We start from the raw sequence: 18900 nt of genomic DNA, 5'->3' as shown, positions 1-18900 counted from the left end.
CGCTATGGCCATCGCCGTGCCCCTGACTGAAGGCGCCAGCCCCAACTTGAAGCAACGTCTCGCTCGCGCCGAGCGGGTCAACCGCTGGAAGGCTCAGGCACTGATCGCGCCGTTGGTGATTTTCCTGTTGTTGGTGTTTCTGGTGCCCATCGCCGCGCTGCTCTACAAGAGTGTTGGCAACCCGGAAGTCGTGACTGCACTGCCGACCACTGTGGTCGAAGTGCAAAAGTGGGATGGAAAAGGGCTGCCGCCCGAGTCGGTCTACAAGGCAATGAGCCTGGACCTGGCCGAAACACGCAAGAATTCCACGCTGGGCGATCTGTCCAAGCGTTTGAACATGGAACTGGCCGGTTATCGCAGCCTGTTGAGCAAGACCGCCCGCGCGCTGCCGTTCAAGACCGAGCCTGCCTCTTATAAAGAAGCGCTCGAAGCATTGGACGAGCGCTGGGGCGACCCGGCGTACTGGCAGGCGGTGCGCCGCAATACCAGCAGTGTTACGCCGTATTACCTGCTGGCGGCCGTCGACCATCGTATCGATGACCTCGGCGAAGTCGCCCCGGCGACCCCGGACCAGGCGATCTATCTGGACATCTTCGCCCGCACATTCTGGATGGGCCTGGTGATTACCGCGATCTGTCTGGTACTGGCTTATCCGCTGGCCTATCTGCTGGCCAGCCTGCCCGCCCGGCAGAGCAACCTGCTGATGATTCTGGTGCTGCTGCCGTTCTGGACCTCGATTCTGGTGCGCGTGGCTGCCTGGATCGTGTTGTTGCAGTCCAGCGGTCTGATCAACAGTGCGCTGCTGGCGATGGGCATCATCGACAAGCCGCTGGAACTGGTCTTCAACCGCGTCGGCGTGTACATCTCGATGGTGCACATCATGCTGCCGTTCATGATCCTGCCGATCTACAGCGTGATGAAGAACATCTCCCCGACCTACATGCGCGCTGCGATTTCGCTGGGCTGCCACCCGTTTGCGAGCTTCTGGCGCGTGTACTTCCCGCAGACTTACGCCGGGATCGGCGCCGGCTGCCTGCTGGTGTTCATTCTGTCGATTGGCTACTACATCACACCGGCTTTGCTGGGCAGCCCGAACGATCAGATGGTCAGCTACTTCGTCGCCTTCTACACCAACACCAGCATCAACTGGGGCATGGCCACCGCGCTCGGCGGTCTGCTGCTGTTGGCGACCATCGTGCTGTACCTGATTTATAGCTGGCTGGTCGGCGCCAGCCGCCTGCGTCTGAGCTGAGGAGTGTCACCATGCTGAACCCTTACACATCGCCGATCGAGCGCTTCTGGTATTACGCCTTGCGCATCATCTGCACCCTGGTGCTGCTGTTTCTCGTGCTTCCGGTATTGGTCATCGTGCCGCTGTCATTCAACTCCGGCAGCTTTCTGGTCTACCCGCTGCAAGGCTTCTCGTTGCAGTGGTATCAGGACTTCTTCAACTCCGCCGAGTGGATGCGCGCGCTGAAGAACAGCATGATCGTCGCCCCGGCCGCGACCCTGCTGGCGATGGGCTTCGGCACGCTGGCAGCGATCGGCCTGACCCGCGGCAACTTCCCTGGGAAGGCGCTGGTCATGGCCTTGGTGATTTCGCCGATGGTGGTGCCGGTGGTGATTGTCGGCGTCGCCAGTTACCTGTTCTTCGCGCCGCTGGGCCTTGGCAACAGCTACACCTCGCTGATTCTGGTCCATGCGGTGCTTGGTGTGCCGTTCGTGATCATCACCGTGTCGGCGACCTTGCAGGGTTTCAATCACAATCTGGTGCGTGCGGCTGCCAGCCTTGGTGCCTCGCCACTGACCGCCTTCCGGCGCGTGACCCTGCCACTGATTGCGCCGGGGGTGATTTCCGGCGCGCTGTTCGCCTTCGCGACCTCGTTCGACGAAGTGGTGGTCACGCTGTTCCTCGCCGGGCCGGAACAAGCCACCTTGCCTCGGCAGATGTTCAGCGGCATTCGCGAAAACCTCAGCCCGACCATCGCCGCCGCTGCGACCTTGCTGATCGGTTTTTCGGTGGTCTTGCTGCTGGTGCTCGAGTGGTTACGCGGGCGCAGCGAAAAACTCAGAACGGCTCAGTAACCGAGCGCGACAAGTCTCAAGCGGCCAGCCAGGGCGAATCCATTGGCGTGCAGCTTGAGGCTTACCGCTCCGGGCGAAGCTTGGCGTACAATCCGCGCACCGTGATTCTGCTCAAACAGGTGCGTCATGCAGCCCTTCGTTATTGCCCCATCGATTCTTTCCGCTGACTTCGCCCGTCTGGGTGAGGAAGTCGACAACGTGCTGTCCAGCGGCGCCGACTTTGTCCACTTCGATGTCATGGACAATCACTATGTCCCGAACCTGACCATTGGTCCGATGGTGTGCAGCGCGTTGCGCAAATATGGCGTCACCGCACCGATTGACGTGCACCTGATGGTCAGCCCGGTGGATCGCATCATCGGCGACTTCATCGAGGCCGGTGCCACCTACATTACCTTTCACCCGGAAGCGACCCAGCATATTGATCGTTCGCTGCAGTTGATCCGCGAGGGTGGCTGCAAGGCGGGCCTGGTGTTCAACCCGGCCACGCCGTTGAACCTGCTCGAATACGTCATGGACAAGGTCGACATGATCCTGCTCATGAGCGTCAACCCCGGTTTTGGCGGGCAGAAGTTCATTCCCGGCACGCTCAACAAGCTGCGTGAAGCACGCGCCTTGATCGATGCTTCTGGACGCGACATCCGCCTGGAAATCGACGGCGGCGTGAACGTCAACAATATCCGCGAAATTGCAGCGGCAGGTGCTGATACCTTCGTCGCCGGTTCAGCCATTTTCAATGCACCGGACTACCGCGAAGTGATCGAAAAGATGCGCACAGAACTGGCGTCATCCCGCGCATGAGCGGCTTCGAGCAGCTGTTTGCAGGCAAACTTCCCAAGCTGATCATGTTCGACCTGGACGGCACCCTGGTGGACTCGGTGCCCGATCTGGCCGTGGCGGTGGACACCATGCTCGCCGAGCTGGGGCGTCCGATCGCCGGGCTGGAATCGGTGCGGTCCTGGGTGGGCAACGGTGCGCCGGTGCTGGTACGCCGCGCGCTGGCCAACAACCTCGACCACAGCGGGGTCGATGACGCGCTGGCCGAGCAGGGCCTGGAGATCTTCATGCGCGCTTATGCGCAGAAGCATGAGTTCACCGTGGTCTATCCCGGCGTGCGCGAAACCCTCAAGTGGCTGCAGAAAATGGGTGTCGAAATGGCCCTCATCACCAACAAGCCGGAGCGCTTCGTCGCGCCGCTGCTGGACGAGATGAAACTGGGGCGTTTCTTTCGCTGGATCATCGGCGGCGACACCATGCCGCAGAAAAAGCCCGATCCTGCTGCACTGTTTTTCGTGATGAAAATGGCCGGCGTACCGGCCTCGCAATCACTGTTCGTCGGCGACTCGCGCAGTGATGTTCAGGCGGCCAAGGCTGCCGGTGTGGCCTGCGTCGCGCTGAGCTATGGCTACAACCATGGGCGGCCGATTGCCGAGGAAAACCCGGCGATGGTCATCGATGATCTGCGCAGGCTGATTCCCGGTTGCCTGGACATGGACGCTGAGATACTGTTGCCCGACATCAAACGTCCCTCCTCAAGAGAATCCATCGTGGTGGTCACTCGCAAACTCTGGATGAAAGTCATCAAGGCCCTGGCCCGCTGGCGTTGGCGCGCCTGACCTGATTCTGGCCGGCCTGCCGGCACGTTTGCCTACCTGACCGTTTTGTCCTCAAACCACGAGGTTGCTCATGAACCGTGAAGAATTCCTGCGTTTGGCCGCTGAAGGCTACAACCGCATCCCGCTTGCCCGCGAAACCCTGGCCGACTTCGACACACCGCTGTCGATCTACCTCAAGCTTGCCGACCAGCCCAACTCCTACCTGCTGGAGTCGGTTCAGGGCGGCGAGAAGTGGGGGCGTTATTCGATCATCGGCCTGCCATGCCGCACCGTGATGCGCGTGCATGGTCATCACGTCAGCGTGACCCATGATGGCGTCGAGATCGAAAGCCTGGATGTCGAAGACCCCCTGGACTTCGTCGAGACCTTCAAGGCGCGCTATAACGTGCCGACGATTGCCGGGCTGCCACGCTTCAACGGCGGGCTGGTGGGCTACTTTGGCTACGACTGTGTGCGCTATGTCGAGAAGCGTCTGGCCAACTGCCCGAATCCTGACCCGCTGGGCGTGCCGGATATCCTGTTGATGGTGTCTGACGCGGTCGTGGTGTTCGACAACCTGGCGGGCAAGATGCACGCCATCGTGCTGATCGATCCGGCTCAGCAGGACGCCTACGCAAGTGGTGTGGCGCAGCTCGATGAACTGATGCACAAGCTGCGCCAGCCGATCACGCCGCGCCGCGGTCTTGACCTGGACCGGCCTCCGGCTGCCGACCCGGTGTTTCGCTCCAGCTTTACTCAGGATGATTACGAGGCGGCGGTCGACACGATCAAGCAGTACATCCTCGCTGGCGACGTGATGCAGGTTGTCCCGTCACAGCGCATGTCCATCGATTTCAGCGCCGCGCCCATCGATCTGTATCGGGCGCTGCGCTGCTTCAACCCGACGCCTTACATGTATTTCTTCAACTTCGGCGACTTCCATGTCGTCGGTAGTTCGCCGGAAGTGCTGGTGCGGGTCGAGGACAACCTGATCACCGTGCGTCCGATTGCCGGTACTCGCCCTCGTGGCGCCACCGAAGAGGCGGATCGCGCGCTGGAAGAAGACCTGCTTTCCGATCACAAGGAAATCGCCGAACACCTGATGCTCATCGATCTTGGCCGCAATGATACCGGTCGGGTGTCCGAGATTGGCACGGTCAAACTGACCGAGAAAATGGTCATCGAGCGTTATTCCAACGTGATGCACATTGTGTCCAACGTTACAGGCCAGTTGAAAAGCGGGCTGAGCGCGATGGACGCTCTGCGCGCAATCCTGCCGGCTGGCACCCTGTCCGGAGCACCGAAGATCCGCGCCATGGAAATCATCGATGAGCTGGAGCCGGTCAAGCGCGGCGTCTATGGCGGGGCAGTCGGTTATCTCGCCTGGAACGGCAACATGGACACGGCGATTGCGATTCGGACTGCGGTAATCAAGAACGGTGAGCTGCATGTACAGGCCGGTGGCGGCATTGTCGCCGACTCCGTGCCAGTGCTGGAATGGGAAGAAACCCTGAACAAACGCCGCGCCATGTTCCGCGCCGTGGCCCTGGCCTCGCAGACTGCCGAGGGTTGAGCAGGCTTGCTGCTCTGGTAATGAACGGTAGTTAGAGAGCTATCGTTCCTCACGCTCCAGCGTGGGAATGCCTTGGGTGACGCTCCGCGTCACCGATCTGCACCGCGCCGCAGTTCTCAGGATAGGACGCGGAGCGTCCAGAAAGGCATGCCCACGCGGAGCATGGGCACGATAGTGAAACCCTGAAAAAGCGCCACGCACGATAGTTGAGATTATCGTTCCTCACGCTCCAGCGTGGGAATGCCGTGGGTGACGCTCCGCGTCACCGATCCGCACCGCGCCGCAGTTCTCAGGATAGGACGCGGAGCGTCCAGCAAGGCATGCCCACGCGGAGCATGGGCACGATAGTCAGATCATCGTCCCTCACGCTCCCTCCTGCGGCAGTCTAAAAACTCAGACTCAACGCGACATTCACTCCTTGCTGGGTAACGTCATCGTTCTTGCGCCAGTTGTAATTGCCGCGCAGTGTCAGGTCCTGAGTCAGCTTCTGGCTGACGCCCAGCGTTGCCCGGTTCAGGTCGCGTTGCGGCGTGTAGCCTTCCAGCGTGAAACCCACTGACTGGACACTGTTGAGCGCCATGGTTACGTCCTGCTGATCGGTCTCGAACTCCCGCTCATGGGCAACTTCTCCCCATACCTGTGTGCTCGGTGTCACCTGGAATTTGCCCTGTACACCCACGCCTGCACGCCGCGATTTGCGCGTCTGGTCACTGAAGGTCAGCGCGGTCGAGCGGTCGCCTTTTTCCGAGTAGCCATCGACATCGATGTGCGCGTAATCGGCGCTGACGAAAGGCGACAGATGCCAGCGACTGGTCGGGCCCGCGATGTCGAAGCCCACTCGCCCGCTGGCAGCCCACATTTCACCGTCGGTATCGCCTTTTTCCTGACCTTCGCTGACGCCCAGCGCGAACTTGCGCTCGGCATTTTCGTAGTCCAGTTTGCCGCCCGACACTGCCAGATCACCCCACCAGTGGTTGGCCTGATACTGCAGGAACGCAGTGGCGATGTAGCTGTTGAGTTTGTAGTCCGAGTCTCTTGGGCCGGCCTCAAGATTCTGGCGATACGCGCCGGCGACAATCCCTGTGCGCCAGTTTTCGGCAAACCGGTAGCTGCCGCCTATGGTCAGGTTATAGCCTCTTCCGTCAGCATCAGCCGAGCTGTCCTGCGCGTCGAAGTCCATTTTCTGACCGCCTGCCGAAAGCATGCTCTGCCACTGCCCGACACCTTGCCAGTTGCCCCAGTCGCTGAGCCACTGGGCGCGAATTTCGTCCTGATGCATACGCAGCGTGCCATTGGCCATTTCCGGCAGCAGGGAGACTTCCCAAGGGGCCGAAAGCAGCGAGTAGGCGTAGTCGGCCAGCAACCTCTGTCCGGCCTCGGTCGGGTGCACGCGATCGTTGAAGAACAGCCGGTTCGGATTCGGCGTCGCACTGGACCTGCCGTTGGTGGTGCTTTCCCGGCAGCTATTGCCGCTGAAACAGGTGCTGACCAGATTCTCGTTGGGATCGAACCCGAAGCGTGCCGGTTCAGCGAGGATCTCATTGATCAGCAACGGAACGTTCAGCGGAATGATCTGCGCATTGATCTGCGCCAGTCGGCTGACCAGTTGCTGATTGAAACCCGCGCTGAGTGCCGAGGTGGCCGAAGCCAGTGGCGAACCGCTCAAGGCTGGCGTTTTACCGATGTCCGGCAGCAACCAGACCATGATGTAGCGCGCACCGGCCTGTTGCAGGGCTTGCGCGCTGTCTGCCAGCTGATTGGCAGCTTGCGCGGCGCTGCTGGCACTCAACACGCGACCTTGCAGAAAGTCGTTGCCGCCTCCGGTGAGGTAGTAAAGAGCGTTGGGGTCAGCGCGAAAACCGTTGGCGGGCAGATAACCTGTCCGGCTGCGCAGCAGCGTGCCGGTGTTCGGGTCGACGACGGTGGATTGCGAGTTGATCGAGTCGAGAATCTGATCGGTCCGATAGCCGCCGACCGCCCAGTTATTGCCATCGGGCACTCCCAGCGCAGCATTGACCGGTGACGTCGACGCCGCCAGATCTCCTGACGGCACACCGAGCGTCCTGCCGATCAGCGTCGACGAGTTCAGGTTGAACGCTTCACCGCTGCCGTCCTGATAGGTGGGGCCGACACGATTGGTGAACCTGAGCGTGGAGCCTCTGGGCCCGGCGGTGTCCGGAAACTGCCCGGCATCGGCGAGACTGTCACCGAACACCACCATGGTCGAATAGGGCGCGGCAGCAGCGGTGCCGCAGGCAAGCGATAACAGGCAGGCCGCGAAGGGCCAGCGCCTCGATGTCTTGGTCATGAACGGATCCCGATTGTTTTTGTTTTGTACCGGAAACGTAGCAAGATTTTTCATGACTGCAAAGTTCGATGAACATTATCGCGCTGCGGCGGTGCTTTTTTGACCTCAGGCTGCCCTGTTGGTCACGATGGCGCTCAGGTAGTTGGCCAGGTCATGCAGGTACACGAAGGGGTGACCCTGACGACTGCCGCCTGTGCGGCTGACCTTCAAGTCGATGCGTCCTGCGTTGATCTTGCGCAGCAGATTCCTGTCGTTCGACAGGTGCGAAAAATAACGCTCTCGGACGGCGCTCAGTGAAGGGCACGGCGTGGCGAATTCTTTGCGAAGTTGATCCAGTATTTCGTTCATTCCATGACTCCCTGTGGTTTGCATGTGAGTACTCCCGAGATGGGGTGCAGACAAACAATACGATATGTAGCGCGTCGTGACAATACAGTTTGTATTTTAAATACGATTTGTATTGTTCGTCTCACAGGGAATCGATGTACCAGGACACGCGAGCAGTGCCGTTTTCAGGGTTGCGGGTCACGCTGATACCTTCGGCCTCGCTGATCTGATCCATGATGCGCTCCCAGTGAGCCGCCGATTCGCCAGGCTCCCTGATCAGCAGGACCTGATGCTCGATCTGCGCCTTGTCACTGGTGATAGCGTCCTGAATGCGCTGTGCCAAGGCCAGGTAAGCGTCATGTTGCGAGGTGTCGGGGAACTGCTTGAGCATGAGTGAACTCCTTTTTACTGTATGTGCATACAGTAATTGAGGGGTGTTTCTCACGCAAGCTACAAATGTTTCCTACACGGACACCTGCCCGGGACGAAACAGTGGCGCATGAAAAAGCCCCGGTTATCGGGGCTTGGACGTGGCATGCCGGGTCAGAGACGCATCGTCATCTGCCTGATGACACCGATCAGTTTGCACTCCTCGGTCACCGCAAGGGTCGGGTAGGCGGGGTTCAGCGGCTTGAGAAAGTAGCGTCCGGCGTCTTCGACCAGTTTTTTGAACGTGGCCTCGTTACTTTCCGGCAGTTTGGCGATGACCAGCTTGCCGGCAGTGGGCTCGATTCCGGTGTCGACCAGAATCAACATGCCTTCAGGAATGCTCTGGCCTGCAGGTGCGGTCATTGAATCGCCACGGACCACCAGCCAGAAGGCTCTGCCCTTGGCTTTATAGTCGCTGATCTCGAAGGTGTCCGAATAGCCGGCAGGGTAGGGCTCGACGGCTTCGCTCCAGCCACCGGCCTCTACCCAGCTGATGACCGGATAGCGATAGAAACGCGAGGGCTGTACCGTAGGCTCCACGTTGTGCATGCCGGGCTCGCTGGCCGGAATGGAGGTGGTGAGAATCGGCAGGCCGAGCTCGGTCAGGAACCGATTGATAACCTCGATCTTCGGCTCACGCTTGCCATTCAGCCAATGCCCTACCGCGCCGGGCGTCACGCCCATCCGCTCAGCCATCTCTTCCTGGCTGATTTGCTGGGTTTCCATGACCTGTCTTGCGACTTCATACCATTTTCTGTTCATGCGTCGAATCATACAGGCTGTAGGGTGTTGAGCAATATACATAATGTAATGCTTCGTTGTGTCATAAAAATACAAAATGTATTGTAAGGCCTTGGTTCTGCGCAGCGAAAGACGTTGCGCAGCGTTTCAGAAAGGTCCTACAGGAGAGACACGATGATCGAGAAAATAGAAGCCGTGATGCAGCATTGGGGAGAACAGCGCATGCGCATTGGCCTGGGCGGCGGACTGAGCAGCCCGATGGCCGGGATCATGGAGTGGGGCGCGTACATTCCGCGTCGCACACCCGGCTCGCGCGCACTGGTGGGTAATGGCAGCGGCCTGGACTATATAAGCAGCGAAGTCGAGGCGGCTGTGGCGCAGCTTTCGCGCAGCCCTGCAAAGAGCCGCGGGCCTGAACTGGCGCAACTGGCGACATTGCGTTATGTCGAGTCGTTGCCGGTGCGCGAGCAGATGCGTCTGGTGGGCATCAATGAAGGCGCAGACCGCACCTATCGCAACTGGATCAACAAGCTTCACCAGCAAGTGCTGGCGATTCTCGCTGAGCGCAGCGCTTCCAGAAGCAACAACGCCGTCGCCGACAAGGCTGCGCAAGGGTAAATGAAGACACGGTTTCACGCCGTTTATCCGGGTCGATTGCACAGCTGTGGCCGAACTCGTGTTGAACTCCGGTCAAACTCGACCCACCCCGAAACTGCCCCTTCCCAGGCTTTCCGGAGGGGGGTAAAAAGGTCCCACGATATGCGATTTGCGCCTCAGGGCAGCAGCCGGAAACAGGCTGATCAACAGCCACAACCGGTCACTCGCGACCCATCTCAAACCCCGCCTCGGCGGGGTTTTTTATTGGGCCAGGCACACGGAGGCCAGTGCACATGTTGAAGGACTATCGATGCGGGCAGTGCAAGAAGCTGCTGGCCCGCATGGGTGAGTACACAGAGCTCCAGATCAAATGTTCCCGCTGCGGAACGTTGAATCATGTGAAGGCCACGAGCCTCGAGTTATCGCCGTTGAGCGACAGAGGTACAGCAGCGTCGTTGCTGCCTCGCGGTGCTAACCAGAGGTATTAATCATGTCCAATAGCAGTTCTGCTATCAGCCAGCTCAAGAATATTCCGCTGGTAGGTATCAACCTGGGTTCAGTGGCAAACGCCGGGCAGATCGTGCCGGGCGAGGCAGGGACTCATTATCAGTGGCCCAATCGTGGAACCATCACTACCTGGGTCAAGAATCGGGGCGTGCGTCTGATCCGTTTCCCGTTCGAACTTCAGCGCGCTATTCAGCTGTCGACTCTGGAAGGCTTGCCAGGCCAAGGGGCGAACCTGAATACCGACTTCGTGAAGCGCTGGAAAGAAATGCTTGGCTGGATTCGTGAAGACTCCAATGGCGAGGCCAGAATCATTCCTGATCCGCACCACTACATGCGTTTGCATCGCTACGAAACCGATGCAAACGGGAACCTGACCGGGCGCATTCTTCCTGCCGCGGAGGCCGGTAATCAGAACGGCTGGAGGGCAACCGAGTCGGTATTGATCAAGGATGGGAACGGTGTCAGTGGCACTTTCTGGAGCGCCGTTCACCTGGCCAACTTTCACCAGAAGCTGGTCACCGAATGCGACGATCCGATGGTGCTGGGCTGGGGGTTGGGTAACGAGCCGTATTCGAATACTACGGTGGGTGCCAAGGACTACATTACTTTCCCTGCTCTTGAGGCGCTGTACATCAGCACGATGAATACCGTGCTGCAGGCGTTGCGCAACAGCTCGAAAAAGCCGGTGTTCATTTGTGGGCTTGAGTTTGCAAGCGCCAGAAACTGGGCCACCGTCTCTGCCAACCTTCAGTCGAAGATCGTCGACCCGGCCAATGCAATTGTCTGGGAAGCCCATGCTTACGGCGATTACGATAAAAGCTCCAGCGGTGCCTACGCCAATAACAACGACCTGATCTCGCCGACCGTTCTGCGCGATGAAATCGTGGGTCCGTTTCTGACCTATGCCAAGACCAACAAGATGGCTGCATTTATCGGCGAAACAGGGATTCCGCCAACGGCTGCCGGTCGCACCGCGCTGAAAAACCTGCTCGATAAAGCGAAGGCGGAAAAAGTGCCAGTGACACTGTGGGTCACAGGGCCAGGCACCGATGGCGAAAAGATGAGCCTGGAGGCCAGCAATCAGGCGGAGACCGTCGCACTGGTCACACCGTACTTTGCCGAGCGCATTGCCCTATGGGGTTATGCACAAGCATGACGGTGCGAGTCATTCCGTTCTGACCCAACAACGGAGCCCCGCATCAAGGGGCTCTTTCCAGTTTATTCAGGCTTTCGATTTTCGAGGGCCTTGAGAGTCCACCACCCTATTACGGAGCACCAATGGACCCAACCGACCTAGGCCCAGGCACAGCTACCTGGCTGGGCGGCACGGGCACAATACTGCTTGGCGGCTTTCTATGGCTGCGCAAGTTTCTTTCCAGAGATGCAACAGACCGGGCGATGGACAACGCGGACATCGGTACGGTGCGCCGCCTCAATGAACTGCTCGACTCCGAGCGCCAGGCGCGCAAGGAAGCCGAAGCGCGGGCTGATCAGTTCGCCAAGGAGCGCAACGAGCTCGCCGCAGCGGTTGGGCGGATGGAGGGCAAGATCGAAGCCCTCACCAGCCACATCGTTCAACTCACCGACAAGGTCACCACGCAAAGCGCCGAAATAGCCCGGCTGCGATCCCAACTCGGAGGTGCAAACGATGCACAGATGCGCAATTGATTTCATCGCTCGCCATTGGTGGCGGCGCCTGGAGGTCTGGCTGATTTCCGTGCTGCTGATCGCTGGCTGCCTGATGCTCGGTTTTCAGGCCGGGCAGTGGTCGGCGAATGCCGAGCATACGCAGCAGCTGGCCGAGGTTCGCAATGCCTACGACGCAGCACTGGGCAAGCGCGACCGGCGCCTGGACAGGCTGGCCGAAACCACCACCCAGGCGGCAGACAAGGTCGAGAGTGCTGCATCAATTGCCAATCAGGCCGCTCACACGGCCAGCCGTGCTGCAGACAAGGCTGATGAGGCGTTGGGCAAGGCGAACCAGTAGGCGTTTCCCACGCCGCAATCAACCTTCAACACACGCGGAACCCCTCATGAAGATAACCCCGATAGTTGCCCACTTGCAGGCGACCTGCCCGAGCTTTGCCGGGCGAATCAGTGCCGGTATCGACTGGGCGGCGGTCGCCCTCGGTGATCAGCTCGCCCACCCGTCGGCGTACGTGATTGCCACTGGCGATCAGTCCACCGCCAACGATTTGCAGAACGTCATTCGCCAGAACATCACCGACACGATCGATGTCGTGGTGGTGCTCGATGGCGGTGACAAGCGCGGGCAGGAAGCCAGTGAGCAACTGCATGCCCTGCGCGCCGAACTGTGGCGTGCGCTGGTGGGCTGGAACCCGGATCACGATTACGACGCGATGCAGTACACCGGTGGCGCGCTGGTGCAGATCAGCGGCGACCGGGTGACGTATCGCTTCGGCTTTGCAGCGCAGTTTCAACTGGGCCGCAATACCTCCGATCAGCCTGCCGAGACCTGGCACGAAGCGTATCTGGATGGTTTGCCCGGGTTTACCGGCGCCACCATTGAGATGGACTGCGTTGACCCCGCAGATCCGAACCTGAAATCCCCCGGCCCTGATGGCCGTATCGAAGCGAAGTTCACAGCAGAGGTAACCCCATGACTCAACGCATCACTGTAGTACCGGCCGAGGGCCGCACTGTGCCGGATCCGGAGGCGGGCGATTTGCTGCCCGTCGAAGGCCGGCAGGTGACCTTCAACGCCTGGTGGCAGCGTCGTCAGAACGACGGCGACATCACCCTTAAAACCGAGCAATCCACCACCACCCATCAAGCCTTCACGGCTTAACCAAGAGGAAGCCAAACAATGGCTATCAGCTTTAACAACATTCCATCCGATGTTCGCGTTCCGCTGTTTTATGCGGAGATGGACAACTCGGCCGCCAACAGCGCGTCGGCCAGCATGCGTCGACTGATCGTTGCGCAGGTCAACGACGATGTGTCCGGCCCTGAGCTGGGTTCTCTGGTGCTGGTGCCAAGCGTGGCGCTGGCGAAAAACATCGGCGGTCAGGGCTCCATGCTGGCCTCGATGTATGAAACCTGGCGCAAGGCGGACCCCACCGGCGAAGTCTGGTGCCTGCCGCTGCTCAATACCGAAGGCGCCAAGGCCGGTGCGAAAGTCACCCTCAGCGGGGCGGCGACCGAAGCCGGTCTGCTGAACCTGTATGTCGGCGGCATGCGAGTGCAGGCCACTGTCGTTAACGGCGCAACCGCTGCCCAGGCGGCCACGGCACTGTCGGTGAAAATCAACGCCACACCTGATCTGCCGATCACCGCGGCTGTCGAAGCGGGTGTGCTGACCCTTTCCTGCAAATGGAGCGGGGCAAGCGGCAATGACATCCAGCTGGAATTCAATCGCCAGGGCAAGACCAATGGCGAAGTCATTCCTGCCGGCCTGACGGCGGCAGTCACCGCCATGACCGGTGGCGTAGGTACGCCTGATCAGCTCAAGGCACTGGCTGCGCTGGGCGATGAGCCGTTCGAGTTCATCTGCATGCCCTGGACCGACACCGCCACGCTGGATGCCTGGAAAGCGGCAATGGACGACAGCACCGGTCGCTGGAGCTGGGCGCGTCAGTTGTACGGTCACGTTTACAGCGCCAAGCGCGGCACGGTCGGTACGCTGGTGGCCGCAGGTCAACTGCGCAACGATCAGCACATCACCCTGCAGGGTGTCGAAAACGGTGTGCCGCAACCTGTCTGGCTGCAAGCCGCTGCCCTGGTTGCACGCACGGCGGTGTTCATCTCTGCCGACGCCAGCCGTCCGACCCAGAGCGGCACCATGCCTGGCATTGATCCGGCGCCGGCCAGTCAGCGTTTCACCCTGACCGAGCGTGAGTCGCTGTTGCGTTACGGCATCGCCACGGCGTACTACGAAGGCGGTTACGTGCGCATTCAGCGTTCGATCACCACCTACCAGAAGAACGCTTACGGCCAGGCGGACAACTCGTACCTGGACAGTGAAACCATGCACCAGTCGGCGTTCATCATCCGTCGTCTGCAAGGCATCATCACCAGCAAGTACGGCCGCCACAAGCTGGCCAACGATGGCACGCGCTTCGGTGCCGGCCAGCCGATCATCACGCCGAGCACCATCCGTGGCGAGTTGATTGCGCAATACGCACGTCTTGAAGAAGAGGGTCATGTGGAGAACGCCGAAACGTTCGCCCAGCACCTGATTGTCGAGCGTGACGGCAATGACCCAAGCCGCGTGAACGTGATGTTCCCGCCTGACTACATCAACGGCCTGCGCGTGTTCGCGCTGCTCAACCAGTTCCGCTTGCAGTACGACGAAGCGGCATAAGCCTAACCAACCCTTTCAAGCCCGCCTCGTGCGGGTTTTTTCATTCTGGAGATAAACAACATGGGTCAGAAAGTTGCGGGTACCTGCTACATCAAAGTGGATGGCACCCAATTGACCATCAGCGGCGGCGGCGAAGCGCCTCTGATGAACATCAAGCGCGAGACGGTCGTGCCTGGTTACTACAAGGAAACCGAAAAGGCTGCCTGGTTGAAATTCACCGCCGTGCATACCGCGGATCTGCCGCTCAAGCTGCTCACTACCGGTGTGGACATGACCATCACCTGTGAATTCAAGAACGGCAAGACCTACGTCCTGTCCGGCGCCTACCTGGTGGATACGCCGAGCAGCAAAGCTGACGACGGCACCATCGAGCTGCAATTCGACGGCAATCAGGGGAGCTGGCAATGAGTGAAGTCATCGACCTGGCCAGCCCGATCGAAGCGCACGGCGAAACCCTTTCGCAACTGACCTTCCGGCGCCCTACGGCGCAGGAAGCGCGGGCCATCAAGGCTCTGCCGTACAGGATCGACAAGAACGAGGAAGTTTCCCTGGATCTGGACGTGGCGGCGAAGTACATCGCCGTCTGCGCCGGCATCCCGCCCTCGTCGGTCAATCAGATGGACCTGTGCGACATCAATACGCTGAGCTGGAAGGTTGCGAGTTTTTTCATGGCAGCGGCATCAGCGACCTCGAAGGACTGATCGCCGTCGTTTACGACCTCGCGTATTTCTGGAAGACCGATCCCGCACTGATGATGTCCAGGGAGCTGGACGTCATCACCGAGTCGATCTTGCAGACGCAACGCATCAACCAGATCCTGCAGGGGGAGTGATGGCAGACACTATCAAGACGCTGATTACCGGCGTCGACAAGCTGTCTCCAACGCTGGCAACTATCCGCAACAACGTTGAAGGCTTCGAGGACAGGCTTAAAGGCTCTGGTCTTGGGGGCGTCGAGGTGGGCGAGATGATCAAGGGCAATGCTTTGGCAGAGCCCTTGATTGCCGGGGTAAAGGCAGCGATCGGTTTCGAGACCAGCATGGCCGGCGTGAAACGGTCGGTCACCTTTGAAACACCGCAACAGTTCCAGCAGATGAGTTCCGACATTCTGGACCTCAGTGAACGACTGCCGGAAAGCGCCAACGGTATCGCGGCGATTGTCGCCGCGGGCGCCAAGGCCAATGTACCGCGCGAAGAACTGACCGGGTTTGCCAGCGACGCCGTGAAAATGGGCGTCGCATTCGATCAGACAGCGGCCGAGTCGGGCGACATGATGGCTTCGTGGCGGTCATCGTTTCAGATGACTCAGCCGCAGGTCGCGGCGTTGTCCGAGAAGATCAACGTGCTCGGCGGCAACAACCTGGAAAAGAAAATCGCCACCATGGTCACTGCAATGGGCCCGCTCGGGCCGGTTGCGGGGATGGCCTCCGGGCAACTGGCGGCCATGGGCGCAACCCTGGCCAGCGTCGATGTGCCGGCCGATGTGGCCGCCAGCGGCATGAAGCGTTTCATGCAGTCGTTGACCGAAGGTGGCGCGGCGAAAGCCGGGGCGTTCGAAGCGTTGCAGCTCGACGTCAATCAGCTGACCCAGGGCATGCAGAGCGACCCGTCCGGGACCATTGAAAAGGTTCTGACGGCGGTTTCCAGTGTTGATCCCGGCAAACAGTCGGACGTCATCACGCAGCTGTTCGGTGCCGAATCGCTGGGCGCGATCACGCCGCTGCTGGCCCACCTCGATGTGCTCAGGTCCAACCTGGCCAAGGTCGGGGAGGGCGTGCAAAACAGCGGCTCCATCGAGAAGGAGTTCGCAGACAACTCCCAGACCACGGCCACTGCCATCAAAGAGATGACCAACCGTGTCGATCGTCTGGGCATCAATATCGGCAGTATGTTCCTGCCGGCGATGAACGAAGCAATGGCCGTGATCGGGCCGATGATTTCTCAGGTCGCCGCGCTGGCGGCCGAACATCCAGAGGTGATCAAGGGCGTCGTGGGCGCCGCGATTGCTTTCGGCGTGCTGCAAGTCGCCGTTCTCGCTGCGACGAGTGCCGCCAAGCTGCTGGCTGCGGTCATGGGCATGTCACCGTTGGGCCTGATCGTGCGCGGCCTCGCGCTGGCGGCAGGTTTTCTGATCGCCAACTGGTCGACCGTCGCACCTTATTTCCAGGCGGTCTGGGAGGCGATTCGCGGACCGGTGATGGCGCTGTGGGACGTACTCAAGGCGGTCTTCGCCTGGACGCCGCTGGGCATGATCGCAGCCAACTGGCAGCCACTGACCGAATTCTTTGCTGCGCTGTGGGACGTGATCAAGGCGCTGGCCACGCCGTTTTTTGATTTTCTGCAGACGCTGTTTGCGTGGTCGCCATTGGGCATGGTTGTGGCCAACTGGCAGCCGCTGTCCGAGTACCTGGCCGGCCTGTGGGAAACCATCAAGGCCGAGGCGCAACCGTTTACCGATGTGCTGGCAACGCTGTTCAGTTTTTCGCCGCTGGGCATGGTCATCGAGAACTGGCAGCCGATCAAAACCTGGTTCGCAGGTCTGTGGGCGGGCATCAAGCCATTCATCGAACCGATCATGAGCCGGTTTGGTGGCGACACTGATAAGACCGTCCTGCAGAGGGCGACCGAGACGGCCAATCGGTTCGCGGAAGAACAGCGGATACGCAACGCAGGGCCGGGCGGCGGGACCGGTGCGTTTCTGGCGGCCGGTGCCGTCGAGAACGTTCGCATGAATCAGCAGTTGCTCAATCAGGCCACTGGCGTGCCGTCGACCAGCCAATTGCTCGGCGTACCCACCCCGCTGGCGCCCGGCAGCCTGTTGTTGCAACAGGGCGCAGCCGGGGCCGGCCCGCGACTTGAAGGCGAGCTCAACATTCGCTTTGAAAACGCGCCGTTGGGCATGCGCGCCGTACAAGTGCAAACCAACCAGCCGGGTTTGACGATATCGCCAAACGTCGGTTATCGAACCCTCGGCGCAGGAGCCGGATCATGAGTACATGGCGTGACAGCCTGCTGCCGGCGTCTTTCCGTGGCGTCGGTTTTTTCATTGAAAAAGCCGTCGTTCCGGCAGGTCGCAAGGGGCAGTTGCATGAGTTTCCACAACGCGACGAGCCTTATTTCGAGTCGCTGGGCAAACAGTCGAAAGTGCATACGCTGACGGGGTTCATTGTCGGTCCCGACTGTTTCGAACAGCGAGACAGACTGCTACAGGCACTGGAGCAGGAAGGTGCCGGCGAGCTGGTGCATCCGTGGCTGGGTCGTGTGCAGGTCCAGGTTGGCGAGTGCGGCGTCACACACAACCTGAACGAAGGCGGACTCGTCCGACTGGACCTGAAATTCTATCCGGCCAACCCGCTCAAGTTTCCCGTGTCGACGCTCAATACGCGACGGCAGTTGCTGGGCGCGTCCGAGAGCCTGCTGGATTCGGCGCTCAGGCGCTACCGCTCGGTGATGGCCACAGTGGACGCGGTACGTATCAACATTCAGGCGCTGCGCAGTGCCTTGTCGGGCGTATTCGCGACCATTCAGCGGCAGTTCACACCGTTCATGACGATCTATTCGGATGTCACCGCGCTGGTGCATTCGCTGGTCAATGCGCCGTTGACGGTCAGCACGCTGTTTACCACGTTCTTCGCCAGTTTCGACGGCGACAGCCGTCGAGCCAGAAGAGCGAACGGCACCAGCAGTATTGGCGGGGCGAGTACCGGAACGAATGCCGGGTCAGGTTCCGGCAGCTCGACAGGGGGCGGTTCAGGCAGCGGTTCCGCGAGTGGCAGTAACGGCACCGCTGCGAGCAGCACGGCAGCAAGGTCCGGCAGCAATGGCGGCGTGTCCTCTGTTGAAACGGTCGATTATCGCTCCGTGATTTCCGAGGCCACGCAACAGGCGGAAGCGGTGTCCGGCATCAATCTGGTTAGCCAGGGCAGCGGGCTGGATACCGGCGTGACGGCTCAGGCCGCGGCCAATCTGGTTCAGGATGCCTTGTTGGTCAAGGTGGCGAAAATCGTCGCGAGCATGCCGGTTGCGACGACCGTCACGCCGCTCACCGTGGTGCCGTCGCTGGATCAGCAAGTGACGCAAGCGCTGCAGCGCGTCGATGTGCCGGTTGCCGATGACGTCATCGAACTGCGTGACACGCTGAGTTCGGCGATCTGGGAAGCGTCGTTGAAAGCCGATCCCGAACATTACCTGGCGCTCAACACGTTGCGTCAGGCGTTGATCAGGCACCTCAACGCGGTGGCGGCCTCCGGTGTACGTCTGGTGGACATGAAGGTCTCCGAGCCTTTGCCCGCGCTGGTGCTGGCCTATCGCCGATTCGGTGACGCCAGCCGGGCGCAGGAAATGGTGCAGCGCAATCGGCTGGCCCACCCGGGTTTCGTACCGCCAGGCACGCTGAAGATCGCACAGGAGTGACC

The 18900-nt window shown here is 60.3% G+C and carries 21 protein-coding genes; 17 read left to right on the top strand and 4 right to left on the bottom strand.

The window, feature by feature from the left end:
• Positions 1-4: 4 nt before the first annotated feature.
• The 5 genes from PI739_RS21935 to trpE all read left to right on the top strand — a co-directional run bounded on the left by PI739_RS21935 (position 5) and on the right by trpE (position 5253).
• Positions 5-1252: an ABC transporter permease gene (locus tag PI739_RS21935; RefSeq protein ID WP_003372759.1), complete on the top strand. Its 1248-nt coding sequence runs from the start codon at positions 5-7 to the stop codon at positions 1250-1252.
• Positions 1253-1263: 11 nt separating this feature from the next.
• Positions 1264-2085, top strand: coding sequence for an ABC transporter permease (locus PI739_RS21930; protein ID WP_054081686.1), 822 nt, complete (start codon positions 1264-1266; stop codon positions 2083-2085).
• Between the two features lie 126 nt (positions 2086-2211).
• On the top strand, positions 2212-2886 hold the full coding sequence (rpe, locus tag PI739_RS21925) for a ribulose-phosphate 3-epimerase (RefSeq protein ID WP_003304938.1): 675 nt from the start codon (positions 2212-2214) through the stop codon (positions 2884-2886).
• Positions 2883-3701, top strand: coding sequence for a phosphoglycolate phosphatase (locus PI739_RS21920; protein WP_003433219.1), 819 nt, complete (start codon positions 2883-2885; stop codon positions 3699-3701). Before rpe ends, PI739_RS21920 begins: the two co-directional genes overlap by 4 nt.
• A gap of 70 nt (positions 3702-3771) precedes the next feature.
• Positions 3772-5253 carry an anthranilate synthase component I gene (gene trpE, locus PI739_RS21915; protein WP_003433217.1) on the top strand — a complete coding sequence of 494 codons (1482 nt, stop codon included), beginning with the start codon at positions 3772-3774 and terminating at the stop codon, positions 5251-5253.
• A 385-nt stretch (positions 5254-5638) separates the two neighbouring features.
• On the opposite strand, the gene estP is transcribed toward trpE, so the two are convergent.
• The 4 genes from estP to PI739_RS21895 all read right to left on the bottom strand — a co-directional run bounded on the left by estP (position 5639) and on the right by PI739_RS21895 (position 9043).
• On the bottom strand, positions 5639-7561 hold the full coding sequence (estP, locus tag PI739_RS21910; protein ID WP_271352181.1) for an esterase EstP: 1923 nt from the start codon (positions 7559-7561) through the stop codon (positions 5639-5641).
• 105 nt (positions 7562-7666) lie between these two features.
• The gene (locus tag PI739_RS21905; RefSeq protein ID WP_003316268.1) at positions 7667-7909 is read right to left on the bottom strand and encodes a pyocin activator PrtN family protein; all 243 of its coding nucleotides are present in this window, start codon (positions 7907-7909) and stop codon (positions 7667-7669) included.
• Between the two features lie 121 nt (positions 7910-8030).
• The gene (locus tag PI739_RS21900) at positions 8031-8279 is read right to left on the bottom strand and encodes a DUF1654 domain-containing protein (protein WP_054081685.1); all 249 of its coding nucleotides are present in this window, start codon (positions 8277-8279) and stop codon (positions 8031-8033) included.
• A gap of 152 nt (positions 8280-8431) precedes the next feature.
• Positions 8432-9043, bottom strand: coding sequence for a LexA family protein (locus PI739_RS21895; protein WP_003372744.1), 612 nt, complete (start codon positions 9041-9043; stop codon positions 8432-8434).
• A 189-nt stretch (positions 9044-9232) separates the two neighbouring features.
• On the opposite strand from PI739_RS21895, the gene PI739_RS21890 reads away from it, so the two are divergent.
• The 12 genes from PI739_RS21890 (at position 9233) to PI739_RS21835 (ending at position 18898) form a co-directional block, all read left to right on the top strand.
• Positions 9233-9676 (top strand): hypothetical protein, encoded by a 444-nt coding sequence (locus tag PI739_RS21890; protein WP_002551910.1) that lies wholly within the window; start codon positions 9233-9235, stop codon positions 9674-9676.
• Between the two features lie 272 nt (positions 9677-9948).
• Positions 9949-10143: a Com family DNA-binding transcriptional regulator gene (locus tag PI739_RS21885; RefSeq protein WP_003372742.1), complete on the top strand. Its 195-nt coding sequence runs from the start codon at positions 9949-9951 to the stop codon at positions 10141-10143.
• A 2-nt stretch (positions 10144-10145) separates the two neighbouring features.
• Entirely contained in the window at positions 10146-11318 is a 1173-nt protein-coding gene (locus tag PI739_RS21880) for a cellulase family glycosylhydrolase (protein WP_054081684.1), read from the top strand.
• A 122-nt stretch (positions 11319-11440) separates the two neighbouring features.
• Positions 11441-11830, top strand: coding sequence for a hypothetical protein (locus PI739_RS21875; RefSeq protein ID WP_003411734.1), 390 nt, complete (start codon positions 11441-11443; stop codon positions 11828-11830).
• Positions 11811-12149 carry a hypothetical protein gene (locus tag PI739_RS21870; protein WP_003372736.1) on the top strand — a complete coding sequence of 113 codons (339 nt, stop codon included), beginning with the start codon at positions 11811-11813 and terminating at the stop codon, positions 12147-12149. The genes PI739_RS21875 and PI739_RS21870 overlap by 20 nt, the downstream gene beginning before the upstream one ends.
• Before the next feature lie 46 nt (positions 12150-12195).
• Entirely contained in the window at positions 12196-12786 is a 591-nt protein-coding gene (locus PI739_RS21865; protein WP_003433201.1) for a phage tail terminator protein, read from the top strand.
• The gene (locus PI739_RS21860; RefSeq protein WP_003419716.1) at positions 12783-12971 is read left to right on the top strand and encodes a DUF2635 domain-containing protein; all 189 of its coding nucleotides are present in this window, start codon (positions 12783-12785) and stop codon (positions 12969-12971) included. Before PI739_RS21865 ends, PI739_RS21860 begins: the two co-directional genes overlap by 4 nt.
• 18 nt (positions 12972-12989) lie before the next feature.
• Positions 12990-14486, top strand: coding sequence for a phage tail sheath subtilisin-like domain-containing protein (locus tag PI739_RS21855; RefSeq protein WP_054081683.1), 1497 nt, complete (start codon positions 12990-12992; stop codon positions 14484-14486).
• Between the two features lie 60 nt (positions 14487-14546).
• Positions 14547-14894: a phage tail tube protein gene (locus tag PI739_RS21850; RefSeq protein WP_003372729.1), complete on the top strand. Its 348-nt coding sequence runs from the start codon at positions 14547-14549 to the stop codon at positions 14892-14894.
• Complete coding sequence (locus PI739_RS21845; protein ID WP_003316280.1) at positions 14891-15187, top strand: phage tail assembly protein; 297 nt, start codon at positions 14891-14893, stop codon at positions 15185-15187. The genes PI739_RS21850 and PI739_RS21845 overlap by 4 nt, the downstream gene beginning before the upstream one ends.
• A 130-nt stretch (positions 15188-15317) precedes the next feature.
• Complete coding sequence (locus tag PI739_RS21840; RefSeq protein WP_054081682.1) at positions 15318-17477, top strand: phage tail tape measure protein; 2160 nt, start codon at positions 15318-15320, stop codon at positions 17475-17477.
• Entirely contained in the window at positions 17474-18898 is a 1425-nt protein-coding gene (locus tag PI739_RS21835) for a DNA circularization protein (protein ID WP_003433198.1), read from the top strand. The genes PI739_RS21840 and PI739_RS21835 overlap by 4 nt, the downstream gene beginning before the upstream one ends.
• Positions 18899-18900: the final 2 nt, after the last annotated feature.

Source organism: Pseudomonas cerasi (assembly GCF_027983475.1).
GTDB classification, from domain to species: Bacteria; Pseudomonadota; Gammaproteobacteria; order Pseudomonadales; family Pseudomonadaceae; genus Aquipseudomonas; species Aquipseudomonas cerasi.
The sequence above is the reverse complement of the archived record's forward strand: the minus strand, read 5'-3'. Positions and strand labels throughout refer to the sequence as shown.